The organism is Brucella sp. (assembly GCF_032066345.1).
In the GTDB taxonomy this organism is placed as follows: domain Bacteria; phylum Pseudomonadota; class Alphaproteobacteria; order Rhizobiales; family Rhizobiaceae; genus Brucella; species Brucella pseudogrignonensis.
The window spans coordinates 80,675-107,291 of the sequence record NZ_DAMBKZ010000003.1; the positions used below are offsets into that span (position 1 = coordinate 80,675).

Sequence of the window (26,617 nt, forward strand, 5' to 3'; positions counted from 1 at the left end):
AATGAGTTCAACCCTTCGCAAATATGCGGCCCTTTCGTTGAGTGCCGCACTTCTGGCAAGCACAGCTGCCTTCGCAGAGCCTGTCGCTGAAATCGGCATCAATGATGCGGATTACTCGCTCGAAGCACTGATTGAAGCGGCCAAGAAAGAGCCGGGCATTACCGTTGTGGACGCCACTGGCAAGATCGTCACTATGGCTGAAGCCTTCACCGCAAAATACGGTGTGAAGGCTACAGGCGTGAAGATGAACGGCCAGAACCAGGAACAGGTCATTCTGCGTGAAGCGGCTGCGAACAATGTTCGCACTGATGTCTTCAACATGAGCAATCTGCCATCAGTTACATCGGAAATCATCGTTCAGGGCGCAGGTCTCAGCTGGCTTCCCGTCGATCTCAAGGATCAGGTGCCTGCGGAATATCAGAACCCGGCCATTACCAGCCTTAACCCATGGGTGTGGGCTTATAACTCAGATGTCCATGGCGATAAGTGCCCAATCGACAATATCTGGGCATTGACCACGGAAGAATGGAAGGGCCGCATTGCTATTCCTGATCCGCTCCTGCGCAACGAAACCATGTTCTGGTTCAATCAGATTGCCGAGCATGATGATGAAGCTATGCGCAAGGCCTATGAAGAGTTCTTCGGTGAGCCACTGAAAACCGATGAAGCAAGCGCGACTGCTGAGTGGGTCAAGCGCTTTGCCAAGAACCGCCCGAGCGTTACGCGGAGCGATACGGAAGTCGGCCCGATCATCGGTGCAAAGGGGCAGGAAAAGCCATTCATGGGCTTCCTCAGCACCTCGATTTTCCGTGATGCCAAGAAGAATGGCTACACGATGGGCATTTGTGCAGGCATGAAGCCTTGGGCCGGTCAGCTGACGCCACGCGTTGCCGTTATCGCATCCGGTACGAAAAGCCCGAATGCATCGAAGCTCTTCGTGCATTACATGATGACGGAAGAGGGCATGGCTCCGCAGTTGGCAGACGGAAAAATTTCGTCGAACAAGGGCGCCAAGATTCCAGAAAGCGAAGTGTCTGGCATCGTGAAAGTCATCGACCAGCTCTATGTTCCACATTCTGAGACCGCTGAAAGCGACTATTCAAAGCTTCAGGATTGGCAGGATTTCTGGACCATCAATTCGCGCTAAGTCGTGATTGAGTTCGTCTAACCGGCAGAAGGGCGGTCATCGCCCTCCTGCCACCAATGCCTTGTTTGCGGCTTATTCATTGTTAGAAATGTTAGAGCCGACAGCCTATTCAATGTGCGATACTGATCGGCAAGCAATAACTATCCTGCTTGAAAGGTCTCTCAATGAAGACGGTAGCATTTACACTTACTGCGTTTGCTTTTTGCGTGGGCTCTGCTCATGCATCCAGTCCGGCTGCTTGGGAGGCGCTTCATACCAAAGTCGTCAGTTCATGCATGGCGAAATCATCCATGGTCAGTCCATTTGTTTCCGAGCCTGTCGACTTTGATGATAGCGTTGGGAAAGTAGCACTGCTTTTGCGTGAAGGATCGACCCGCAATCGCAAGCAACCCAAAGATACAACGGTTGTTTGCCTCTACGACAAGCGTTCAGGTAAAGTCGCGATTGAAGAGGTTCAGTGGAAGAAGAACTGATCGGGTTTTGCTTTTGCAGCTGCATCAGGCCGTTGCCATAATTACCAGGCTTTCGATGCTATAATGTGTCGAAAGCCTTAGTTTTTTAAACTATCAGTCTTCGTCAGGATGCGCGAATAACACTTTGAAATCATTCGCATTGTAGCGATATTTGACGGAAACTTGTTACCAACCAATCATGGCCTGATCTTCGTGTATAGAAGGTGTAGAAGCACTTGGTATGTTCGACATATCAGGGAGTTTCAGTTCCTTTATAACGTTCTCCGCGACGTGTTTCTTGTACCTCTCCGTTATATTCACCAGCAACGGCTTGCGTTTTGGTTCGGCTCCATTGATAGGCTTGCTCGTTTGCGCTCAGCTTATAGATATTATAGGGAGGGCCATAATCGAGCATGACGCTACTGATGGGTGCGCCAATATAGTTTTTCATGATTTGCGAAGCACAGCCTGTCAGCATTACAGCTGTGCCAAGAGCGGCTATTCCCCAGTGGGAGGCAGGAAATAATCTGATTGCCATGATTGTTCCTATCGGTTGCTATTGGCAGCAACGATATGAGCCAAGATTGCAAGTACATTGCACGTTTTGGTTGTTCAGAGATGCCCTTAGCCACTGTTTAACAATGCCGCTCGGAAAGCTTATTGCAAGGTGCTAAATAGTAAGGGATGCCAATTGCAATGTAGTCGCAATGTTCGATGGCTAGTTGGGGGAATGAGGGCAAGAACTGGCCTCTGAGGGAAAATCATTGCGTATCCTGCTTCTTGAAGATGAACCTGAAATGGCGCGCGCTTTACTTGAAGCGTTGAGGCGACATGAAGTGCTGGTTGATCATGTCAGCACCATTGCCGATGCCGATGCTCTGGCGCGTGATGGCAATTACGATGTGCTGGTTTTTGATCGTCGTCTGCCTGACGGAGAGGGGCTCAATCTGGTCGCAGCGCTGCGCAAGAGTAAGCTCTCCGTACCCATTCTTGTTTTAACTGCGTTGGGAAGCGTCGATCACCGCGTCGATGGGCTAGATGCAGGTGCAGATGATTATCTTGCCAAGCCTTTTGCCATTGAAGAGCTGCTTGCACGACTGCGCGCACTTAGAAGACGGGGAACTTCGTTGTCAGATAAGTTTATGAGTTTCGGAAACCTTATCATTGACCCTCGGACCAATCAGGTCACTGTGCTTGATGCGGTTATTGATTTTCCGCGGCGAGAATATCTGGCACTGGAAGCGTTAATGCGGCGACCAAACCGTATTGTAACCCGTTCCAACCTCGTCGAAGCCGTTTACACGCTTGATGATGAGATTGAGTCAAACGCTCTTGATGCTCACATTTCCCGTATTCGGAAGAAACTGGCTCAAGCCGAAGCGACCGTCGAGATTAGGGCGGTGCGAAACATTGGTTATTTGATCCGGTCAAAAGCATGAAAAAGATGCGTAGCCAATCGCTGCGATGGAGTCTGATGAAACGCCTTTTCGTACTGCAGGCGTTTTTACTTGTGCTTTTCGTCATTCTGCTCGTCGGATGGATTTGGATCATCAACCCCGAGCTGGAAGATGCCAATGAAGAAGCAGTGCGCGTCGTTGCCGAAAGCGTGATGAAAGACGGGCAGGGCCATGTTCAGCTATTAGAGACGCCGCAATTTACGACGCTCAAACAACGGTATCCTGATCTGTGGTTCATCGTGAGAGATGAAAATGCGATTGTCTTGCAATATGGAAAGATACCGTGGGCCGGTCTTGATGCGACCTTCCCGTGGACCATTGACCGTGCGCGTGTGCAAACGGCCAATACGACGCGTGCTACAGTAGAAAATCGCAATACCTCCGTTGGCAAACTTCAAGTGATAGCGGCCACGGAAAAGGGGTTTGAAAACGACGGGATCAGCCTTTGGATCAGCATGCAGGTGGATCTCGCAAAATATCCTGATGGGGAAATTCATTGGTCCAATGTGTTGCCGGGCCTGGGTATCATCGTCCTTATCGCTGTCGTGCCGATGTTGATCCTGACTAGCATTGCGACATTGATCGTGACACCACGGGCTGTTGGCCGCTCCCTTCGCGGTCTCATGGAAACTGTGAAACAAGCGCAGGCTATCAATTTTGAGAACCGTTCTGCACGGATTGACCGGTCCAAGGTTCCGCAGGAAATCATTCCGCTGGTCGACGCCTTCAACACCGCGCTTTCGAAACTAGATGAAGGTTATAATCGCCGAAACCGCTTTCTTGCAGACGCTGCTCACGAGCTTAGAACACCAATCGCCATAGCTCGCACACGAGCTGATCTTCTAGCCGATGATGATGTAAGCAAGCAGTTGCGATCCGATATTGATCGTCTGTCTCGTGTGGCACATCAGTTGCTTGAAATGCAGGCTATTGGTGTTGTTGAACTGCGTGCTGAACGCCAGGATTTGAATGTGCTTGTTCAGCGACTGGCTGCTGATCTTGCACCGCTGGCGCTCGACGCCGGTTATGATTTTGATTTCGAGCCGAGCAGCAAAGAAGCTATTTTCACCGTTCAGACTTCGGTTATCGAGATGGCAGTCGTTAATCTGATCCGCAATGCGATCGACCATGCGGGCGGCAAAGGGGCTATCGTTATCAAAGTCGGCGCTTCTGGCATTATCGATGTTTGTGATGAGGGTTCTGGCATTCCTCTTTCTGAGCGCGAGCATGTGTTTGAGCCATTTCGGCGCATTAATACACATTCATCGGGTGCCGGACTTGGATTGAACCTTGTCCAAAAGGCTGCAGAAATTCACGGCGGAAAAGTCGTGTTTTTTGATTTGAAGCCTGGCTTTTGCGTGCGTCTACAGATTCACTCAGTCGCGGCGAGATCAGGCGCGGATCTAAACAAATAACAGCATTGAGCGGTTCATGTCTCAAAGCATAATTGCTTACTATTTAGTTAAAGAAATACGTGTAAATATATAAAAATAATAAATAAATTTTATGAAATTAATGTCCCTGCAATCTAGACGCAACTCTCGCGAGGAGAATGCCAGCATCTTCTGAATTAGTCAGCGCACATTGTTGATTGGGTTGGGAGATCAATAGGAGCCTGCTTCGGGCTCTCCAACGCGAACTGAAGCTTTGTAAGCGTCAATGAATGATGCGCTGGCTTCGTCTGGAGTTATACATGTCTTTTATCGCAAAAACCCTTGCGACCGCGACCGCCGCCCTGGCGCTCGCAACGAACGCATATGCAGCTGATCTCAACTACAATTCAGGGTCCTACGATTACGAAACCCCGCCAGCATTTTCATGGGGCGGCGCATATATCGGTGCTCATGGTGGTTTGGCTTCGCCGAAGATTAATCCGTTTACTGGCGGCAAGGGCATGACCGGCGGTGTGCAGGCTGGTTACAATTTCCAGTTTGGCCCTGCTGTTCTTGGTGCCGAACTTGAAGGTTCGTACATGGGAAATGAAGCGCGCGTACCGCATGGCCGGTTGAAAGAGCGGTTTCGTGGTGCAGCGAAGGCCAAAGCTGGTCTCTCGTTTGATCGGTCATTGGTTTACGGCACAGCAGGTTTGACCATGACGAAATTCAAAGACGGCGATGACGTTACCGGTCCTAACGGCTGGAAATCTGGTTATCTTCTGGGCGGTGGTATCGAACAGGGATTTGGCGGCGGTCTGTCGGCAAAAATCGAGTATAACTACGTGACAACCAAGGATGTCTCGAGCACGACATCATATGGTACCACCAAGACGAATGTGCATGACCATGTCATAAAGGCAGGCGTAAACTACCGCTTCTGATGAAGTTATTCTGACGCCTATAACAGGGAAGGCGTTCAAACCAGTTCTGCAGCATTAGTTTCGAAGGCGATACTTCCCCCGCCAGTCGCCAATGTGGAACGATATGTCATTTGAGAAAACACTTAAGATAAGCCGATCTCATTCCGAAAGTTCATATGGCTCAAGCTCAACTTGTGCTGCGTAAGCCCGAGCACGTGAACGAATGAAAGCCATTGAGAAAGGCTTTGGGTTACACGATTAGTCATTCATATGCAGAAAGGCCGGAGGTTTTGCCTCCGGCCTTAATGTTTTAGACTTCAGCGTGAGCATCCAGTATTTCTACTTTCGGTCCAGCATGTTTCAGCGGACGTTCGCCGGTCAATTTGCGGATCAGCACATAAAACACCGGCGTCATGAAGATACCGAAGGCCGTCACGCCGATCATTCCTGCAAACACTGCGATACCCATTGCCGAGCGCATTTCCGCACCAGCCCCTGTCGATATGACAAGCGGCACGACGCCCATGATGAAAGCCATCGAAGTCATGAGGATCGGACGCAGACGCAGCCGGCTTGCCTCGATAGCTGCTTGAACTGCCGTTCTTCCAGATAGTTCCAGCTCACGGGCAAACTCAACGATCAGGATCGCATTCTTGGCGGACAGCCCCACCAGAACGATCAAACCAATTTGGGTGAAGACATTGTTATCACCTCCTGTCAGCCAGACGCCGATCAGTGCGGCCATGATGCCCATTGGTACGATCAGGATGATCGAGAGTGGCAGAGTGAGACTTTCATACTGCGCAGCCAGCACGAGATACACCAGCAGCAGCGCCAGCGGGAAGACAAGGAAACCCGAATTGCCAGCCAGAATTTGCTGATATGTCAGGTCGGTCCATTCATAGGCAATGCCTGCAGGCAAGGTCTCTTCCGCAATCCGCTCAATGGCAGCCTGCGCCTGACCGGATGAAAAGCCGGGAGCCGGGTTGCCGTTGATATCGGCTGAAAGGAAGCCGTTGTAACGGATTGCGCGCTCTGCCCCCACGGTCTGCTCAACTTTAAGAAGGGCGGACAATGGGATCATCTCACCAGACTGCGAACGAACCTTCAGCTTGCCGATATCTTCGGCATGGCTGCGATAATTCGCGTCTGCCTGAATACGCACGCTGTAAGTGCGGCCAAAGGCATTGAAGTCGTTGACGTAAAGTGAACCAAGATAGATTTGCAAAGTTTCGAAAACATCCGTAACGGCCACGCCCAGCTGGCGTGCCTTCACGCGGTCAATGTCAGTGAAAAGTTGCGGAACGTTGATCTGATAGCTCGAGTACAGACCCGCCAGTTCCGGTGTCTGATACGCCTTGGCAAGAAATGCCTTGGTTGCATCGTCAAGCGCGCGGAAGCCTAAACCATTGCGATCTTCCAGCTGAAGCTTGAAGCCGCCGGTGGTGCCCAGTCCCTGTACGGGAGGGGGTGGGAACATGGCGATGAAGGCATCCTGAATGGATCCAAACTGCTGGTTGAGCTGCATGGTGATGGCATTTGCAGAGAGTTCAGCTGTCTTGCGCTCTTCAAACGGCTTCAAGGTTACAAACACAATGCCGGAGTTCGACGAGTTGGTGAAACCATTGATCGACAAGCCCGGGAAGGCGATAGCATTGGCGACGCCAGGTTGCTTGAGTGCAATATCCGTCATCCGGCGGATAACATCTTCCGAACGGTCGAGTGTCGCCGCATCCGGCAATTGTGCAAAGCCGATCAGATATTGCTTGTCCTGCGCCGGAACGAAGCCGCCGGGCACTGCACGGAACAGAACGAAGGTGACGCCGAGCAACACGACATAAAGGCCCGTCACAAGCGACTTGCGTGTGAGAATACCACCAACACCGCGACCATAGGCATTTGAACTTGCACCAAAAAAGCGATTAAAGCCGCGGAAGAACCAGCCAAACAGCTTGTCCATAATGCGGGTCAGCCGGTCTTTCGGTGCATTGTGGCCGCGCAGCAGCAAAGCTGCCAACGCTGGCGACAGCGTCAGTGAGTTAAAAGCCGAGATCACGGTCGATATGGCGATAGTCAGCGCAAACTGACGATAAAACTGGCCAGTCAGGCCGGTAATGAAGGCCAGCGGTACGAAAACTGCCACCAGCACCAATGCAATGGCGATAATCGGGCCGGACACTTCCTGCATGGCGCGATAGGTCGCCTCAATCGGAGAGAGGCCCTGTTCAATATTGCGCTCGACATTTTCCACCACCACGATCGCGTCATCGACGACGATACCGATCGCAAGCACGAGGCCGAAGAGGCTTAGTGCATTGATGGAGAAGCCAAATACATACATCACCGCAAAGGTGCCGACGATGGAAACGGGAACAGCTACGAGAGGAATGATCGAGGCTCGCCATGTCTGTAGGAACATGATGACCACGATTACCACCAGTACGATGGCTTCAAGCAGAGTGTGAATAACCGACTCGATAGAGGCTTTAACGAACGCTGTTGTGTCATAGACGATATCGAAGTCCACGCCTTCCGGCATGGTTTTCTTCAGATCAGCCATGGCAGCATGGACGTTTGTGGAAATATCAAGGGCATTGGAACCGGGCGCTTGAAAAACACCCATACCGACGGCTGATTTATTATCGAGCAGCGAGCGCAACGAGTAATCCGCTGCCCCCATTTCAACGCGCGCAACATCGCCAAGGCGCGTAACTTCACCCTGGCTGCCGGATTTCACAACGATATCGGCAAAGTCTTCAGGTGTTTGGAGACGTCCCTGAGCATTAACTGAAAGCTGCAGATCGAGACCTGAAACGGATGGGGAAGCGCCAATAACACCAGCTGCGGCCTGAACGTTTTGCTGGCGGATAGCGTTGGCAATGTCTCCGGCCGAAAGTCCGCGTTCAGCGGCCTTTTGTGGATCAATCCAGACGCGCATCGAATAGTCGCCACCGCCGAAAATCTGCACCTGACCGACGCCTGGAATACGAGCAATACGATCCTTGACGTTGAGAACAGCATAGTTGCGCAAGTAGTTCACGTCATATCGGCCGTCGGGCGATATCAGATGAACAACAAGCGTAAGATCGGGCGAGCTCTTAGCTGTCGTGACACCGAGCGTGCGTACTTCTTCCGGCAGGCGTGGCTCGGCCTGCGAGATACGGTTTTGCACCAGCTGCTGGGCCTGATCGGGATCTGTGCCGAGTGCGAAAGTGACTGTCAGGGTCATGACACCATCAGCGGTCGCCTGGCTTTGCATATAGAGCATGCCTTCGACACCGTTGATCTGCTCTTCAAGCGGTGTTGCGACAGTTTCTGAAATAACGGCTGGATTGGCGCCCGGATATTGTGCACGCACCACGATCTGTGGTGGCACGACTTCCGGATATTCCGAGATCGGCAAACCTGTCATGCCGATCAGACCGGCAACAAAGATCAGAACCGACAGAACGCCAGCGAAGACCGGTCGGTCTACGAAAAAGCGTGAAAAATTCATCTTATTATCCCCCTTTAGGCGGATGAGCAAAAGACTCTCCCGTTCCCGCGAAAACATGTGTTCTCGCGGGATGAATAGGCTGAGCTTTTTGCGTTTGCGCGCGCCGACAGACGCGCCGTTTCAATTAATTCTTGGCAAGTGTTTCGGTTACGGGCTGCGGTGCAACGACTACGCCTGGGCGAATACGCTGCAGGCCGTTGACGACGATGTTTTCGCCGGGCTTCAACCCGCTTTCGACAATACGCAGGCCGTCATAGTTACGACCAAGCACCACCTGCCGGTATTCAACCTTGTTGTCTGCACCGACCACGAAGACGAATTTCTTGTCCTGATCCGACGAAATTGCGCGATCACTTACCACGAGCTTCTGATCAGGGTCCGGTTCGCCAAAGCGAATGCGGACAAACTGTCCAGGAATGAGCCTGCCATCCGGATTATCGATGGCTGCACGAACACGGATCGTGCCTGTCGTGGCATCGACCTCGTTGTTGATAAGCTGAATATGTCCTGAAATCGGTGTGCCATTATCCGCTGCCGTTCCTATCTGCACGGGGATGCGCTCGATGGAATTGCCGCCGGGGGATGTCGCGAGCTTAGCAAGCGCTTTGGTGACAACTTCTTCATTGGCACTGAAGCTTGCATAGATCGGGTCGACCGATACGAGTGTCGTTAGTACTGGTGATGCTGAACTTGCTGCGACCAGATTACCAGCCGTTACTTCCAGACGTCCGACACGACCGGAGATTGGTGCGCGCACCTCGGTATATTGGAGGTCAAGTTCAGACGAGCGCAGTGCTGCCTTTGCAGAACGCAGACTTGCCTGCGCTTCATCAAAGGCGCTTGAACGCTGATCAAGGCCGCTTTGTGCAATGGTACGGGTTGTCACCAGCTGGCGTCCGCGTTCCAGTTCAGCTTTGGCGAGTGCTACACGCGCTTCTTCTGCTGAAACCTGTGCCTTGGCCTTTTCAACGGCAGCGGCATAAGGTTCTGGATCGATTGTGACGAGCAGATCGCCCTGCTTTACCAAAGCACCTTCGCGGAAATGTGCCTTCAAGATTGCGCCGCCGACACGCGGACGAATTTCAACGCGGTCAATGGCTTCCAAACGACCGGAAAATTCTTCCCAACTGTTGATGGCGCGCTGTTCGGCTGCTGCAACTGAAACCGGAACTGCGGGCGGTGGAGCAGATACATCGGTTGCGGCGTCGGCTTTCAGGTGCGGCATACCGAAAAGAATGGCGCCACCACCTGCTGCAGACAATAGGATACTCAGGCCGGCGCCCCATAGGGCCCGGCGGGCAATGTTCGATGTCATGTTGTATCTCCTAACCGGTGGGGGCCGGCTTCAAATTGAGCGTCAGGCCAAAGGTTGGGAGACCGTTCGAGCTGACGTTATGCTTCGATTTGCTTAGCACCTGCTTGCCGGAAGAAATCCGAAAACAGGTCGATCAGTGTCTTTTCCTGCGGCGTCCAGTCCGTGCGCGTGACTTTGTTCTCGGGTATCCAGCCGGCTTGTCCGGGCAGGACATGCGACTGAACCTTGACGCCGGCCTGACGAAGACGCTCTGCATAGGCCCGCGTTTCGTCACGCATTGGACATTGGGCACTGGTGACGAGCAGAGTTGGCACCAAACCACCAAGCCGCGTACAAAGGGCGGGCGCGGCATAAGGGTGGGTGAACCCTGCACATTCGCCAAGATAGTTCTGCCAGCCGTCTGCAATCGTCTGAACGGCACTTTCCGGACAATATTTGCGGAAAGATGCCGTGGCGAGGCAGGGATCAAGCATGGGCGAGAGCAATATCTGACCCTTAAGGTCTGCCAGATGCTGATCGCGCGCCATGAGTGCCACGCCGGCTGCAATATTACCGCCCGCCTCTTCACCGGCGACGAACAGCATTGACTTCTTATGCGCAAACTCCGGGCAACGCGCGCGCATTGAGGTCATTATCGAATAAGCCACATCTAGCGCCGCCGGGAACGGGTTGAGACAGGCCGATGAATATTCAGGCGACACGACCACCGCACCTGCCTCGGCAAGTGTTTCGGCAACGCGTTCGCAGGCACCAAGACAGCTGTTTGAGAACGCTCCCCCATGCAGGTGTAAAACCACTGGTGGCGGTGAAAGCAACTTGGCACCGCGATAAATGCGTGCCGTGCAGGTGGCATCACCAGCTTGCATTGTTCCAACCGTAAATTTCTCGCACATCTTTCTTGCTTTCGTGACTAGCGGTCATTTGATTCTGACATTTGTTCGACCTTTGTAACTCGTAAGAGCAAATGTCGGAATCAAACCACTAGCGGCAAACTGCCATGTTGAGATATTATCATTGTCTATTATCTGGAATAGTCCCCATGTATTGGTTACACTATCCAAAATTTCGAACAATGATGGCTATTGAAAATGGATCAGCTCTCCGCCATGCGCGCATTTCTCCGGGTTGTCGAAACCGGTAACTTCACGCGCGCGTCTGCTTCTCTCAATGTGCCGAAGGCAACAATCAGCAATCTTATTCAAGGATTGGAAGCCCATCTTCGTACAAAACTCCTCAATCGTACGACCCGCCGTGTTCTCGTAACACCAGATGGCGCACTTTACTATGAGCGCGCTGCACGCTTGCTTTCCGATCTCGAAGAACTGGACGGCAGCCTCTCAAGCGCCCAAACACTGCCCAAAGGCCGCCTGCGCGTAGAAATGGCGAGTGCGGTTGCCAATCTGATTATCATCCCGGCACTAATCGAGTTCCATCAACGCTATCCCGATATTCAGATTGATCTTGGCGTATCAGACCGCCCTGTCGATTATGTGGCGGAAAACGTCGACTGTGCGATTCGGATCGGCGAGTTGAGCGATCAGTCGCTGATTGCGCGCCGGATAGGTGATATGCATTTTATCGCCTGTGCGTCTGCGGAATATCTTAATCGGTGCTTCACACCTAAACATCCATCCGACCTGAGCAATAATTGTCATGTAGTGGGTTATTTCCGGCCTTCAACCGGCCAGCAAATGCCATTTCACTTCAAACGAGGTACAGAAGAAGTCGAGGTCAATGGACGCTATGTTGTCGCGGCTAATGAATCGACCACCTATCTTGCCGCTGCGCGTGCTGGCTTAGGCGTGGTGCAGGCGCCCTTATTCATGGTGCAGGAGGATATAGCGAACGGCACCTTGCGCCCGGTATTGCAGGACTGGCAGATCGAACCGATGCCGATCCATCTCGTCTACCCACCCAATCGCCATTTGAGCAATCGCCTCCGCGTTTTTGCTGATTGGGTCGTTAAAGTCGTTGCGCGATCTCAGAATCTTGCACCGAACGGGACGAATGGATCAGCAAAGTAGGTGATTCATGGCTTCATGCTTCCATATTTGCCAAAACGACAGGGATGTTCGCTGTTGCAAGCAAGGTGGATAAAACTGGGGCTGGCATCTCGTTGGTTATGACGGCGGTAATGTCGTGAACCGATCCAAGTCTGACCATCGCTCTTTTGCCAAATTTTGAGCTGTCAACTGCGAGCAGCTTGTGTGCCGCTTGTCGCAATGCGGCTGAAACGACGGCCACTTCCGTATGGTCGTCGTCACAAAGATCACCGTCATCATCAACGCCGCTGACGGAAATGATTGCATAGTCGAACTTGAAGCGTCGGATGAATTCCGGTGTATCTTCCTGAAACATCCCACCATCGATAGGTCGAACAAAGCCACCAGGAACGGCTAAAGTGAAATCCGTTTTCTCACTAATAATGGCGGCGGATCTTAGGCTATATGTGACAACATGCAGGCGTTCTCTGCTTACAAGTGCATTGGCAATCGCTTCGCATGTGGTGCCGGTGTCAAGAAAAATAGTGGCGTTATCGGGAATGAGCGCGACCACAGCTTCAGCAATTCGAGCCTTTTCATCTGCCCTATCATGCCTGCGCTGACGATAGGTGACGGGGTCCAGCGGAGCTAGCTGTGATACGCCACCATGTAGCCTTCTGACTTTGCCCTGATGCTCCAGATCCGCAATGTCACGTCGGGCTGTTTGCGTGGTAACGCGGAATCGTTCAGCGATCTCCTCCAGCGAAACATAATGGCTGTTCTCAATCCACTGAAGCAGCATTTGCTGCCGTATTTCTTTCTTTTTGCCACCGGAACCAGAAAGTTCGCTCATATTTGCTGTCGCATCCTTATGCGCGTGGTTGCTCACATCCATCTCTCATTCCCAGGTTGAAATAGGCAAGGAAATTGTGGGCTTAGGCCACAAGAACTCCCAGAGGCGATAGCAAATAAAAATGTAATATTAATGACATTTACTGTTCATGGGGCGAAAGAATTGAGTCTTCCAAAGTCGCTCTAGAGTAAAATGTAATAAAAGTGACATTGAACTCTGTCATTTCAGCATCAGGTGAAGTTGGATGATCAATCCGGCTCTCACATTGATGAAATGGATGCATTTTCCAAGAAAAGGACTGAGGGATGGTACCGGGGACAACCAAACGTAACCGAAAGCTTCTGGCTTTAACTGCGCAGCTTTTATGTGGTGTTGCAGTTGCAGGAATAGCCGCGGCTCCAGCACGCGCGGCCGATAGCTATGACATTCGTGTCATGACGCTCAATATCTGGAACAAGTTCAAACAGAACCCGGAACTGACCGCGGATTTTATGGCAGCCGCCAATTTTGATGTCCTCGGTATGCAGGAAATCAACGGTAGTACTTATGTTACGCGTATCCCCGATTTCCTCCAAACCGCTGGTCGTGGCACTTACGGCAACGTGCAGGTCGGCGATGTGGGTATTATTTCGCGTCTCCTAGGCACGTTTGGAACACTTAATCTGGGTGGATCGACGCAGGGGCGCTATGTCAGCTACACTCAGCTGGATGCCCAAGGTTCCCGCCCGCAGACAATGATCGGTACGGTTCATCTTGATTATGCAGACGGTTCAACTGGTCGCCTGAACGAAGCCAAAGCCCTCAATACGTGGGCAAAAGGATTTAACCAGCCCATCATCGTTCTTGGCGATTTCAATGCTGGTGATGTTTCTGAGCGTGGTCTTCATCACATTGATGCACAAATTAGGCTGATGCAGCAGTCTGACGGCAATACATTTTACCGCGACCTGACACGGCAATATGTTCTCAACGCCAATCAGCAGACTATGCGCGCGGTCATACAGGAAGCATATGCTGGACAAAACATCGACAGCCTGTCGTGGAAGCAATGGGGTGACGCTCTTTCAGCCGCCTACAGAGCTGGTAAGGATGTTGGTCTGCAAGAAGAAACCTATGCGGTTGATAACAACACGCCGGTTACCATGAATGTTCTCAAGAAGCAGTATATGCTGCTTCAGACTGATGCGGCCCGTGAAGGTTTCAAGCCACATGATCTCAACGATGGTAGCACCACATGGCCATCGGCAGGCGAAGACGCAACCAATACCTGGGCGAGCTGGGACCGTGCCAAGATCGACCATTTCCTCGTCTCGCGACCATTCGGGAAGTGGTATGAGATTGTAGATGATCCCAATGATCCCTACATCGGGGTGATTAAAGACGTAAAAGTCACGCGGCCGGGCCGCCAGCCAGAAGCAATCTCGGATCATGAACCCGTTGCGCACGATTTCCGCTGGGTCGGGCCTCAGTTGCAGACCTATTCGGAAAACCAAGTGCAGAAAACACGCCTCGTTTGGGGTGCGAATGCTTATGGTTTTGCGGACAAGAACAAGGAATTTGTTCTAACGCGAAACAACCATCGTACAGATATCTATCTTGGCCAGATTTCGGATGCCAATGGCAAACCAATCCTGAACGATCTGACGCTTGAAGAGAAGAAGACATTGCTCAACTGCGATAGCACCGATGCGCGCTTCCAGCAGGCCATCAAGGACTATTGTATTGATGATCATTCCTTCATTGGTGAAACAGCAGTCACCGACGGCGGAACGATCCTCGTCAGCGAAGATGCGGCTCTTGGCAATGCCGCTGCTCGCCTGCGTCTCATTGATGGCGGTTTGCGCATAACCGGCAGCGATATGAAAACGCTGGATCGCACCGTGTCGCTTGAAGGGCTTGGATGGATCGACATTGCTGATGCAAACAACCGTGTGACGTTGTTGCAGCAAGCCACGGGCGAGGGCGCTCTGCTCAAGCGTGGAGCCGGTACGCTCGTACTGGGGCAGGCAAACAACTATACGGGCGGAACCTTGGTTGAAGGCGGTGTTCTTCAGGCTGGTGTAGATGGTGCATTCGTCAACAACACGGCTTTCGCCGTGAATGGTGGCAAGCTTGATCTCAATAATTTCAATGTGAGCATGTCGTCACTGATGGGTGAGGGCGGAACATTGAGCCTTGGCTCTGCAGCTTTGACTGTAAACCAGTCTGCCAATACGCGTTTTGACGGCAACATTGATGGTACTGGCAGCCTTACGAAGTCCGGCTCAGGTGTTCTGGTTCTTAATGGTGCCAACACCTATACAGGTGGTACAACTGTAAAAGAAGGCGGACTGGTCATCGGTGATGCATCCCATTCAGGTGCATTCCTTGGCGGCACGGTTAGCGTTGAAAATGGCGCACATCTTAGTGGTGCAGGCTTCATCGGCGGACTTTACGCCGGTGCTGGCAGTATCATAGCGCCGGGCAATTCTATTGGCACGCTGAAGGTTACCGGCAATCTGGCATTTGATGCGGGAGCTACTTATGTTGCTGAAATTGATGCCGCCGGTAAAAGTGACCGTATCGATGTGAGTGGAACGGCAGCGCTTGGTGGCGCTAAGGTTTATGTAGAAAAGGCCGCTGGCACCTATATGCCGGGCAAGCGTTACACCATTCTGAGTGCTGAAGGCGGCATCACAGGTACATTTGGCGATATGAGCCAGAACATGCCTTTCGTAGATCTCGGTTTGGCTTATGACGCCAATGCGGTTTACCTCGATATCGCTCGTAACGATGTCGACTTCATTGCTACAGCAAAGACAAGTAATCAGAAGTCGGTAGCCCTCGCTGTGGAAGAGCTTGGTGCTGGCAACGCTGTTTACGACACGGTCGTCATGCAGGACAGCGAAGACAATGCGCGCCGCGCATTTAATTCTCTTTCGGGTGAAGTTCATGCTTCAACGCGAACTGCGATCATCAATGACAGTTCCATTGTTCGAAATGCAGTTATGGACCGCATTGGTGCAGCATTTGGTGGTGAGCGAAATGCTGCATCCTCCTCGGTCGCAACGGATGCTGATTCAGCTCAGATTTCCGCACCGCGCGCAGCAATCTGGGGACAGGCGCTCGGTCAATGGAGTGAAACCGGAGCTGACGGAAATGCCGGTAAGTTGAAGCAATCCACGGGTGGCTTCGTTGCAGGTTATGATGCGGAAGTTGTCGAAAACTGGAGGCTGGGTGCTCTCGCAGGATATAGCCGCACCAACTTCGATGTGAATGATCGCAACTCGTCGGGCCACAGCGATAATTATCATCTGGGTATCTATGGTGGCACTCAATGGGACGCGACACTGCTCAAAGCAGGCGTTGCCTATAGCTGGCACAAAATCGAAACTGATCGTTTTGTCGCCTTCCCGGGCTTTTCAGAGAGTCTTGATGCGGATTACAGCGCAAATACCTTCCAGGCTTTTGGTGAACTCTCACATCGTTTCGATCTGAATGGAACAGCGATTGAGCCATTTGCGAATGTTGCTGTGGTACGTCTGCAAACAGACCGCTTTAACGAGCATGGCGGCAATGCTGCGCTGCAGATTGGAAAAGAAACAACGACAACTACGTTCACTACGCTTGGTCTTCGTGCTTCTGCTCCTGTCGTGTTTGGTAGCATGAATGCCAAGCTCAACGGAACAGTCGGCTGGCAGCACGCCTATGGCGACACTATACCGACTGCAGCTGCTGCATTTGATGCTGGAACAGTATTTGAAGTGGCTGGTGCACCAATTGCCAAGGATACTGCGATTATCAAGGCTGGTTTTGATATTGATCTCGGCAACCAGACGACCCTGGGTCTTGAATATTCTGGTCAGTATGGTTCGAGCTTTAATCAGAACTCGGGTAAGGCCAAGCTTAGCGTAAAGTTCTAAGCCCTATTGAGCAAAGTTGTGGCCGGTGAGACATTCATGTCTCACCGGCCATTTTGTTTTAGGAACTATGAGTTTGCGCAGCCAGCACACGCTGATTGCGGCGGCGATAAGCTGACCATGTTCCCCACACGAGTAGTGCGGCTGTGACGGCGAGAACCGTGGCACTGATTGGACGGTCGATGAATGTGGAGAACGAGCCACGCGACATCAACATCGCCCGACGGAAGTGCTCTTCCATAAGCGGTCCGAGCACAAAGCCGAGCAACAGGGGTGCGGCGGGGAAGTTGAAGATACGCATGAGGTATCCGGCAAAGCCAAAGAACACCACGAGCCAAACTTCAAATGCACTGTTGTTGACCGAATAGGTTCCAATACAGATGAACATAAGAACGGCAGGAAACAGCAGGTGATATGGGATTGTTAGCAATCTCACCCAGATGCCAATCAGTGGAATATTGAGGATCACCAGCAAGAGATTGCCGATCCAGAAACTCATGATCAGACCCCAGAACAGAGATGGTTGATCGGTCATGAGAGTAGGGCCAGGCGCAATGCCGTGGATCATCAGAGCGCCCAGCATCAGCGCCATGGTCGGACTGCCTGGAATGCCCAGTGAAAGCGTGGGAATGAACGAGGTCTGATCTGCGGAATTATTGGCAGACTCCGGCGCCATGATACCTTCGATCGCACCTTTGCCGAAGCGCTCCGGTTCTTTTGCCACACGCTTTTCGACAGCATAAGCCATGAAAGCCGCCACTGATGGTCCGGTGCCCGGCAAAGTGCCGAAGAAGGCGCCGATTGACGATCCACGTAGCATCGGGAACCATGACCGGCTTACGTCCTCGCGGGATGGTTTCATGGCCTTGAGTTTCACACTCTCTGGGTCAATGTCACCGACATTAACTTTACGCACGCTGGCAATCACTTCGGACACGCCGAAAATACCCATGGCAAGCGCGATCAGGCTGATGGCGTCGGTCAGTTCGAGTACGCCAAATGAAAAGCGTGCAGTCCCGGTGTAAATATCAGCCCCTACTGTGCCAAACATGATGCCGAGAACAACCATTGCGAGGCCCTTTGCCAGCGAGCCATCCGATATTGTGGACGCAGCAACCAGCCCCAGAACCATTAGTGAAAAATAGTCCGCCGAACCAAAGCTCAACGCATATTTTGCGATGATGGGTGAGAACAACATCAGCAAAACAATACCAATGGAACCACCAACGAAAGACGCGACCGTGGTCATCAGAAGCGCGACACCGCCGCGCCCCTGACGCGCCATCGGATACCCGTCGAGGCAGGTGACAGCATTGGCAGGCGTTCCGGGGATATTGAGCAGAATGGAGGCTGTGTTCCCTCCATAAGAAGTGCCGTACCAGATACCTGCCAGCATGATGAGAGCGGTGGTAGGCTCTAGATAGAAAGTGATCGGGAAAAGCATCGAAATGGCTGAAAGCACCCCGATACCTGGAATGACGCCAATCAGAGTTCCCAGAAACACGCCCAGAAAACAATAGAACAGATTGTTAAGCGTCAGAGCTGTTTCCAGGCCAATCGCGATATTGGAGAATATATCCATCAGAACGGCCACCGGAACATTGCAACAGGAAGCCCAAGTCCGACACGGAAGACGAGCCAGGCGATAAGGCAAAGTGCGGTTGAAAGAATAGTCAGGCTAAGTGGCTTCACACGCAACTCGGCGAAAGACGAAATCACGACAACGCTCAACACTGCCGGGATCAAGCCAAAGGGCCGGATCATGAGCGCGAACGCTCCGACGCCCAACAGAACATAGATCGGTGTCCAGACACGGATTTCCGGCATAACGCCCGGACGGAAGAACGCTGGTATGGCAATCACCAGACCGAAGCCAACCAGTACAACGCCGAGTGATGTCGGGAACATACCCGGCCCCATGCGCCGCAACGTGCCAAGCTCGTAGTTTGCAGCCGCATACCAGGAGAAAGCGAGACCGAGGGCAACCAGCAGGATGCCCCCCACAATATCTCTATAATCTCGGGACAGCATTTTGCGATACCCCAATGAAACGGATTAAATTTTTTCAGTTTTTAGTTCGCGTAAACGCCTGCTTCTTCAATGACGGGGCGCCAGAGCTCGATTTCGCTCTCAAGTTTTGCTTTAAGTGCGGTCGGCGTCGCGTCTTCCTCTGACGACGGCACCGTGCCTAGATCTGCGAAGCGAGCGATGACGGTTTCATCCTTGAGTGCGACCTGAAGAGCTTTGCTCAGGCGCTCAACCACAGCTTCGTCCGTTCCGGCCGGAGCATAAAGGCCATGCCAGATACTGACGTTAAAATCTGGAAAACCCTTTTCCGCGATGGTCGGCAAATCCGGCAGACTTGCAACGCGTTCCGGTACCGTGACAGCGAAAGCCTTTACCGACTTGTCACGAATTTGGTTGGTAGTATTTGTCGTCTGGTCACACATCAGATCAACCTGTCCACCCATAACGTCAGTCATTGCAGGACCGGTGCCCTGATAAGGAATTGTGGTCATCTGAGTGCCAAGCGCGTTCATCAGCAATAGGCCACAAAGATGCGACGCCGCACCAATGCCCGCATTGGCATACATAACCTCTTCGCCATTGGTCTTGATGTATTCGATAACTTCCTCAACCGAGTTGGCTTCAAGATCCGAGCGACCGATAATGGTCATCGGTACTTCCGTAACCAGACCGACATAGGAAAACGCTTCGAGCGGTTTATATGGAAGTTCACGGTAAAGAGTGGCCGATGTCGCCATACCGATATGATGAAGCAGCAGCGTGTGACCATCATTTTTTGCTTGAGCAGCCCTTGCGGCGCCGAGCGTTCCGCCTGCGCCACCAACATTTTCAACGACAATCTGACTGCCCAGATCGCGGCTCATGGCCTGCGCAACAAGACGTGTCACAGTATCGGTCGGCCCACCCGCGGTGAATGGCACAATGATTGTGATCGGTTGGCTTGGAAAGGATTGCGCAAACGCGGTTGCAGTAAGAGCGGTGAATGTCAAAGCTGCGAGAATTGCTTTTTTCAATTGAATTCCTCCGGATGTCTTTTGCCCCTGATGCCCTCAAAAGGCTCGCGGTGTGGACGGGCGGAATAGAGCAAGCGGACACGATATGCCCGCTCACGCCGTGGTTCCTCCCAGACCACTTAATGCGATAACGCGGGTTGATCATTTGCCGTGCAAGGAAAAGCTCAGCACAAACATTCGGTTTTTGCCAGTTTGTGGATGGCCATGGGTGGAAATGGTAACGTCGGCGTAAATAGATGGGTGGATTTCCACCCATCTCGGCGTTCAGTCTTCTTGTGAGCTGATGAAGTTCTGCTTGTCCAAGCCGAACTTCTGCATCTTTTCATAAAGTGATTTGCGCGATAGCCCGAGCGTTTCGTAGACGGGTTTAAGGCTTCCGCGATGCATCACAAGCTCACTTGCAATGATGCTTTTTTCAAACGCGGCAACGCGGTCAGCAAGACGCATCGGGCGTGTCTGATGTTTGCGATCATCATCAAATTGCAGGCCAAGCCCAAGCCCGAAACGGTCGGCCGCATTGCGCAGCTCGCGGACATTTCCCGGCCATTCACGCTCCGTAAGCGTGGTGATCAGGTGAGGCGGAACAGGGGTCGGGTCGTTGCGATAGCGTGCAGCTGCTTCGTTGACGAGTTTGAGGAAAAGCACCGGAACATCTTCACGCCGCTCTGCGAGCGATGGAACTTTAATCGTCACGACATTGAGCCTGTAAAGCAGGTCGGCACGGAAGCGGCCAGCAGCCACTTCATCTTCCAGATTGGCTTTGCTGGTCGCGATGAAGCGAACATCCAACGGATAAACTTCGTTCGATCCCAGCCGCGTGATTGTACGCTCCTGAATAACGCGCAGTAATTTTGCCTGCGTGTCGATGGGCATGGTTGCGATTTCATCAAGAAGAATGGTTCCTCCTTGTGCGAGTTCAAACTTGCCAAAGCGGGCCCGCATCGCACCGGGGAAAGCACCCGGTTCGTGGCCGAACAATTCGCTTTCGATGAGATTACTCGGAAGTGCGGCACAGTTAATCGCGATAAAAGGTTTGTCGGCGCGGGTGCTCAGATCATGCAACGTCCGCGCGACGACTTCCTTGCCCGTGCCCGTTGCACCGACGATCAGAACATCGGCGTCTGTAGGACCGACGGCGCGGACATGATAGCGCAAATCAATCATAACCTGTGTTCGCCCGACAAGTCGTTGCTCGATGTCGTCTTTTTGTCCGGCAGCAGCACGAAGGAGGCGGTTCTCCATGACCAGTTGCCGGCGGTCGAGTGCACGCCCGACCGTCTCCGCCAGTTGCTGCATGGCAAAAGGCTTTTCGAGAAAATCATATGCGCCGTCACGCATCGCACGTACTGCCAATTGCACATCGCCATGACCTGTAAACACAATGACGGGTGTTTCCGGATCCAGCTCATGAATGCGTGACATGAGTGTCAGGCCATCCATGCCGGGCATACGTATATCGGTGACAACAATGCCTTTAAAACCAAAGCCGACCAGTTCAAGCGCACGTTCCGCATTCGACAATTGGCGCACGCGATATCCCATGAATTTTAGCCCAAGTGCTATCGCCTCGCGGGTCTCTTCTTCGTCATCAATAAGGAGGATTTCGCCAACACTCATATGTGTTTTCCGGTTTCCTGGTTGGTTGGAGCAGTCGCTTGATGGAGGCTGATGCAAAACTCGGCACCACCCTCCGTTAAATTTTGCACAGAGAGTTCCCCATCAAAATCTTTGACGATGTTGTAGGAAATAGAGAGACCCAGACCCAAGCCTTTGCCCACGCCCTTGGTCGAGAAAAACGGATCATAAATGCGGGCCGCTATAGCATCCGGAACGCCAGGGCCATTATCTGTGATCGCGATCTGAACCTTTTCAGGCTCTGTCTTGATTTCAATACCAATAAACCGGCTCGCTTGACCTTCAACGGCATCAGCTGCATTTGAGATGATGTTGACGAGCACCTGCTGCAGACGCACGGAGTCCGCTACCACCCAGGTCTCTTCGTCTTGCTGGTTGAAGGAGAGATCAACCTTCGCGACGCTCAGACGCCATGAAATGATTTCCTTCGTATCACGTATGACATCCTGCACTTTCACAGCGCGTAGCTTTTTGTTGGGTCGTCGGGCAAAGTTGCGCAGATGTTTGCTGATGCTCGTCATGCGCTCGACGACCTTTAATATCCGGTCCAACCCCGCTTTAGCATCGCGCTCGCGCCCCTGATCGAGCATCAGGCCAGAAACTTCGGCATAAGCGCGGACTGCGGCCAGCGGTTGATTGAACTCATGCGATAGCGCCGCTGACATCTGCCCAAGTGCCGCAAGTTTTCCGGCGTGAACTAGTTCGACCTGTGTTCGCCGCAACTGCCGCTCGGTTGCTCTGCGTTCTTCGACTTCGCTTGCCAGTTTGTCGTTTGCCGTCGCCAGTTCAACCGTACGTGCCGCAACACGAAACTCCAGTTGCTCTTTGATTTCACGCTGGGCTGCGAGACGTTCGGCAAGCCGTGTGCGGTTCTGCAGAAAGACAGCAATGGCCATTGCGCCAAGCCCAACCAGCAGCAAGAGGGCAAGCACGGAGGTATAAGCCTGGTTTCGGGCCGGGCGCGTCGCCTGCAACACGCTGACGGTCCAACCGGCATCGACCATTTCTTCCGATAGGATCAGATATTCAATGGTGCGCTCTGCGTCATCCATCTCAAGCAAAGTGTCACCACGATCCGTTTGCGTGCTGCGGACCGGTATTTCGATCAGCGGTGTTTCCGCATAGCGACGGGTGTGAGCCGTGCGAGCAATCTGATCAGCGGTGAGGGGGCCTATACTTTTAAACAGCCAATCGGGTCGCCCCGACATGAAGATGATGCCTTCGGGATCAGTCACGATGATTTCGAAATCATTGCCATGCCATGACCGCTCAATCACATCCATGTCGACTTTGAAAGCAAGAACACCGCGTGCTTGACCGTCGACCATTACCGGGGCGCTGAAATAGTAGCCGCGTTTTCCGGATGTTGTGCCGAGTGCAAAGAACCTGCCGCTATCCCCCGCAATTGCATCGAAGAAATAGGGACGATAACTGAAATTCTCTCCGACAAAAGGCCTTTGTTCATTGTAGTTTGAGGCGGCAATTGTCACGCCTTCGTCGTTCATCAGATAGATGTCTGAGGATTCGAGCAGATTATTGATGGATTGTAGATACTGATTCACTGCCGTCACATTTTGAGCTGCAGGATTGCGTACCAGATTTTGAATGGTGTCGTGTTCAGCAATGAGCGCTGGTAGCTTTTCATAGCGGGCCAATTGGCCGCCAAGCGCCGATGAAGCTAGACCCAAAGTGTTGGCACCACGCTGATGCAGCCCATTTAGTGCGATAGACATCATATGATTGGTGCCGAAAACGGCAATCAGGACCGATAACAAAAGAGCTAGTATAGCCAAAGTCATCCAGTCAAATCGCCAATGCCATCTCATTCCACCTCCTCCAAAACAGGTATAGAAATATATACTCTGCTGAAAAATCCTATATGGAAAATTTCATCATCAAAAACATTACGGGCGTATAACCATAATATTCGATGCTCAGTGGTTGAAAAAAATAATATTTGATAATCTCAGCTTTGGAGACTGGATATTCTTTTGAGGCATCAAAAGGCAACTTAAATGCAAGCTTTTATCCATGATACGAGATGAAAAATTTAGTTGTAAAAAGGGTCTGGTGGTGCATTACGCGCCACCAGACCCATAAGTTGTAAATTGGCTGATTTAGAACGAAACAGCCAGTTTTACATTGAAACCGTTCTGCTTCACATCCTTGGCAAACTGACCGGTGTAGGCGACCCCAAGAACTGTCGATGGCAGCAGATTGAAGTCCAGCCCTGCCTCAAGCGTAGCGACGTCTTTTGCCACGGGAGTTCCCCCAACAGTGAAGATGTCGGAACCCGTGAAACGTGCTGACGATTCTGAATCGACGTCACCATACGCGTGTCGCCAGCCAATATCGGCTCTTGCTTTCGGTGAAATGTTGCCCAGATCAAACGTCGTCGCCGCGCGCAGACCAAGTGTTGTAAAGACGGTGTTGGTCTTGTCGGAATCTACATTCAACGCAGCAAGTGTATTGCCGGTTTCATTAAAACCATTGGTTTTGTGATAGACATTCGTCAAATTGGCATAAGGCTCAAAAGTGCTTCTGCCAGCTGCGATTTTGTAGCCAAGTTCACCAAAGGCAACCAGGCTGCCGGCATCATAATCTGCGTTTAGACGATCAGAGAACCCGTTAAAAGCAACAGATCGCTCTGTTTCCAGCTGATGCCAAGTGTAAGCGATGCCGGAACTGAACGCGAGTACGCCATGCGACATCGCCCATTGCGATCCTGCATAGGCTCCAAGCGTATAATTGTCGCTATTGCCCGATGAAGCACGGTCATTGCTGTGAAAGCTTGTCTGTCCATAGCCTGCCAGCACGCCGACACGCCAGCTATCAGCGATAGTGGTGTCTACACCTGCCACGAAACCGCCTGACGAAGCGCTGAATTCGCCGACATTGCTATTGCCGTCCTGTTTAAGCCAGTGGCCATAGCCTTGCGCCCACCCACCATAAGTCGCGGCTACTCTGTCTTTATCGACAACGCTGTTAAATGCCGCAGGCTGCTTGCTCTCTGGTCCGTAGCCAAGAGGCTCGATTGAAGGCGTTGCGACAGGCTCATTGAAAGCAGAGCGCAAGCGATTGGTTATAGCATTCTGTGTCAGCAGGGTATTTTCGATCAGTGCTGATTTAGCTGATGCATGCACTTCGCCGGATAATGCATCAAAGCTGCTCTGGATTGTTGCTTGATCGTCGCCCAAAGTAACAAGAGCGGTGTAAAGTGCGTTCCCATCAGCCTTGAGGGTGTCCAAGGCACCGGCCAATGACCGCTGATTTGCGGTCATAGCCTTGTTGGCAAATTTCATATCGTTCCGCGATAACTTTAGATCGACCGTTTTTTTCGCATAGTCATAAATAAGCTCAGGTGTCAGGAATGCGAAGGTTGAGGTTACGCCGTTGAATGTGCCGGTTAGTTCATTTCCAACGGTCAGGATGCGATAGGTCGAAAAAGGGTTATAGTTGCCGCTTGCACCAACATGGAGCACGGAGCCACCATTGAGCGAAGCTTTGCCAGAAACGTAAACATGATCAGATGCATTGCTTTTTGGGTCAACATTGACCTGATAGGACGAGCCAGCGGCAAAAATCAGATCGCCATTGATTGTCAGTCCCCCGTTCAGATTGCCCGGTGCAAGGATGCCTCCTGAAGCAATTGTCACAGACGAAAGCGCATCGGTTGTTCCAATCGCGCCTGAGCCGCCTAACGCACCACCACCGCTGACAAGTACGTCGCCACCAAGCTTGTTGCCGATCAGCAATGTGCCGCCTTCAACATAGGTCTTGCCTTGGAAAAGCGAATTGTCGCCCGACAAAAGTGTGTTGCCAGAACTCTGATGCAGTTCATGGGTTCCAACGGTAATACCGTCTTTCCACGTATTGCCATCAATGTGCTTGCTGATCAATTTCCCGGAGAATTCGTAAAGCTCATTGTTGTGACGGAAATCGAGCGTTGATTTGCCGTTTCCAAACCAGATTTCATCGGCGTTGAGCTTGGCATTTGAGCCGGAAATTGTGACGGACGAATTAGAGCCGGCGAGAATCCCCATTCTGAGAGAATTGGTGTTCAGCGCTCCACCGTCGCGCACGATGATGTCGGACTTCCCGGAAGTTCCTGCCAGAATAGGGCCGGTCGTTACGACAGTACCTTTGCCGCTTACTTCAAGCAAACCTTCTGAGCCAGCCTGCGTAGCCAGGCGAATTCGTGCACTTTTGAGTTCGGCGCCATTTTCCACCTTAACGTCGGCTTTGCCATAGAAGCCGACATAGAACTCGTTGACGTCGATTGACGAGCCTTTATCCTTAAGAAGCAAGCTGCCTTGACCGTCAGTGTCATAACCGACGAAGAGGTCGTCTCCACTGAGAGCGCCGCCGTCCGCGATGGTCATAGTGCCTTTTCCGCCGGAACCGATATCCATTGCATAGTCGAAAGACCAATGTGATCCGGTGCCAGTGATTGTAGTGTTGCCGACCGATCCTGCACCCCAGCCAACAGCTGAGAAAGGACCGCTTGTAACCTTTGCGCCTTTTTCAATCGACAGAGTGCCGACGCCGTCATTGCCAACTATGAGCCGCTCGATATTGTTCCAAGCAGAGTTTGGTCCAGTGACAAGGACTTCGCCTTCAGAACCTGCAACGTCACCGACGATACCACGCAGGTTTTCGAGGGTGCCACCGTTAGAAATGACAAGGCTGGCTTGTTTGCCGCTCGTCGTTCCGACGATTGCGTTGTCACTCGGATGAGATACCTGGAAACCATTTATCTCAACCGCGCCTTCATCTACCGTTACTGGCAGCAGAGAAGGTGCCATGCTTGCAAAGCAAGGGGGCGATCCACCCGGTAAACTGCAATTGGCTGCGGCAGTATCCAATGCCGATATGCTCATCAGAAATGCGAGCGTCAATATAGAGCTGCTCGATAGCAGCATCTCAGGCTTTTTCATTATCCCCTCCCACGGCTTTCTGCCGTCCCACAGCTTATTTAGCGTGTCCTTAAACGTCCCGCTAGTTGAATCACAAACATTGCGCAAAGATTGCGTGTATAATTCTT

General features: G+C 52.1%; 17 protein-coding genes and 1 pseudogene. 7 read left to right on the plus strand and 11 right to left on the minus strand.

Annotation, left to right across the window (positions count from 1 at the left end; genetic code table 11):
- The first annotated feature begins 1 nt into the window (after position 1).
- Together RT142_RS05050 and RT142_RS05055 are read left to right on the plus strand one after the other, a co-directional pair.
- Positions 2-1,147: an ABC transporter substrate-binding protein gene (locus tag RT142_RS05050; protein WP_313027788.1), complete on the plus strand. Its 1,146-nt coding sequence runs from the start codon at positions 2-4 to the stop codon at positions 1,145-1,147.
- Between the two features lie 290 nt (positions 1,148-1,437).
- On the plus strand, positions 1,438-1,620 hold the full coding sequence (locus RT142_RS05055; RefSeq protein ID WP_231195103.1) for a hypothetical protein: 183 nt from the start codon (positions 1,438-1,440) through the stop codon (positions 1,618-1,620).
- Positions 1,621-1,750: 130 nt separating this feature from the next.
- Here the strand turns inward: RT142_RS05055 and RT142_RS05060 are convergent.
- Positions 1,751-2,137: pseudogene (locus RT142_RS05060) on the minus strand (hypothetical protein).
- 226 nt (positions 2,138-2,363) lie between these two features.
- Here RT142_RS05060 and RT142_RS05065 point away from each other — a divergent pair.
- The 3 genes from RT142_RS05065 (at position 2,364) to RT142_RS05075 (ending at position 5,373) form a co-directional block, all read left to right on the plus strand.
- Positions 2,364-3,038 carry a response regulator transcription factor gene (locus tag RT142_RS05065; RefSeq protein ID WP_007878482.1) on the plus strand — a complete coding sequence of 225 codons (675 nt, stop codon included), beginning with the start codon at positions 2,364-2,366 and terminating at the stop codon, positions 3,036-3,038.
- On the plus strand, positions 3,035-4,471 hold the full coding sequence (locus RT142_RS05070) for a HAMP domain-containing sensor histidine kinase (protein WP_313027789.1): 1,437 nt from the start codon (positions 3,035-3,037) through the stop codon (positions 4,469-4,471). The genes RT142_RS05065 and RT142_RS05070 overlap by 4 nt, the downstream gene beginning before the upstream one ends.
- 278 nt (positions 4,472-4,749) lie before the next feature.
- A complete protein-coding gene (locus RT142_RS05075) occupies positions 4,750-5,373 on the plus strand; it encodes an outer membrane protein (protein WP_007878485.1) in 624 nt (207 codons plus the stop codon).
- A gap of 289 nt (positions 5,374-5,662) precedes the next feature.
- Here RT142_RS05075 and RT142_RS05080 read toward each other — a convergent pair whose 3' ends face one another.
- The 3 genes from RT142_RS05080 to RT142_RS05090 form a co-directional block, all read right to left on the minus strand.
- Positions 5,663-8,848: a multidrug efflux RND transporter permease subunit gene (locus RT142_RS05080; protein ID WP_313027791.1), complete on the minus strand. Its 3,186-nt coding sequence runs from the start codon at positions 8,846-8,848 to the stop codon at positions 5,663-5,665.
- Positions 8,849-8,972: 124 nt separating this feature from the next.
- Positions 8,973-10,163: an efflux RND transporter periplasmic adaptor subunit gene (locus RT142_RS05085; protein ID WP_064321558.1), complete on the minus strand. Its 1,191-nt coding sequence runs from the start codon at positions 10,161-10,163 to the stop codon at positions 8,973-8,975.
- Between the two features lie 77 nt (positions 10,164-10,240).
- A complete protein-coding gene (locus tag RT142_RS05090) occupies positions 10,241-11,056 on the minus strand; it encodes an alpha/beta hydrolase (protein ID WP_064321559.1) in 816 nt (271 codons plus the stop codon).
- Between the two features lie 195 nt (positions 11,057-11,251).
- Between RT142_RS05090 and RT142_RS05095 the strand changes: the two genes are divergently transcribed.
- Positions 11,252-12,187 (plus strand): LysR substrate-binding domain-containing protein, encoded by a 936-nt coding sequence (locus RT142_RS05095; RefSeq protein WP_313027793.1) that lies wholly within the window; start codon positions 11,252-11,254, stop codon positions 12,185-12,187.
- Between the two features lie 13 nt (positions 12,188-12,200).
- On the opposite strand, the gene RT142_RS05100 is transcribed toward RT142_RS05095, so the two are convergent.
- Positions 12,201-13,040, minus strand: a complete 840-nt coding sequence (locus tag RT142_RS05100) for a DeoR/GlpR family DNA-binding transcription regulator (RefSeq protein WP_084479842.1) — start codon at positions 13,038-13,040, stop codon at positions 12,201-12,203.
- A 263-nt stretch (positions 13,041-13,303) separates the two neighbouring features.
- Between RT142_RS05100 and RT142_RS05105 the strand changes: the two genes are divergently transcribed.
- On the plus strand, positions 13,304-16,900 hold the full coding sequence (locus RT142_RS05105; RefSeq protein WP_313027795.1) for an autotransporter domain-containing protein: 3,597 nt from the start codon (positions 13,304-13,306) through the stop codon (positions 16,898-16,900).
- Positions 16,901-16,958: 58 nt separating this feature from the next.
- Here RT142_RS05105 and RT142_RS05110 read toward each other — a convergent pair whose 3' ends face one another.
- The 6 genes from RT142_RS05110 to RT142_RS05135 all read right to left on the minus strand — a co-directional run bounded on the left by RT142_RS05110 (position 16,959) and on the right by RT142_RS05135 (position 26,510).
- Positions 16,959-18,479: a tripartite tricarboxylate transporter permease gene (locus RT142_RS05110; protein WP_064322511.1), complete on the minus strand. Its 1,521-nt coding sequence runs from the start codon at positions 18,477-18,479 to the stop codon at positions 16,959-16,961.
- Complete coding sequence (locus tag RT142_RS05115; RefSeq protein ID WP_064321561.1) at positions 18,479-18,928, minus strand: tripartite tricarboxylate transporter TctB family protein; 450 nt, start codon at positions 18,926-18,928, stop codon at positions 18,479-18,481. The genes RT142_RS05110 and RT142_RS05115 overlap by 1 nt, the downstream gene beginning before the upstream one ends.
- Positions 18,929-18,969: 41 nt before the next feature.
- Complete coding sequence (locus RT142_RS05120; protein ID WP_162699547.1) at positions 18,970-19,944, minus strand: tripartite tricarboxylate transporter substrate-binding protein; 975 nt, start codon at positions 19,942-19,944, stop codon at positions 18,970-18,972.
- A 258-nt stretch (positions 19,945-20,202) separates the two neighbouring features.
- A complete protein-coding gene (locus tag RT142_RS05125; protein WP_007878517.1) occupies positions 20,203-21,555 on the minus strand; it encodes a sigma-54-dependent transcriptional regulator in 1,353 nt (450 codons plus the stop codon).
- On the minus strand, positions 21,552-23,399 hold the full coding sequence (locus RT142_RS05130) for an ATP-binding protein (RefSeq protein ID WP_064321563.1): 1,848 nt from the start codon (positions 23,397-23,399) through the stop codon (positions 21,552-21,554). The genes RT142_RS05125 and RT142_RS05130 overlap by 4 nt, the downstream gene beginning before the upstream one ends.
- Positions 23,400-23,690: 291 nt before the next feature.
- Positions 23,691-26,510, minus strand: coding sequence for an autotransporter domain-containing protein (locus tag RT142_RS05135; RefSeq protein ID WP_113158393.1), 2,820 nt, complete (start codon positions 26,508-26,510; stop codon positions 23,691-23,693).
- Positions 26,511-26,617 lie beyond the last annotated feature (107 nt).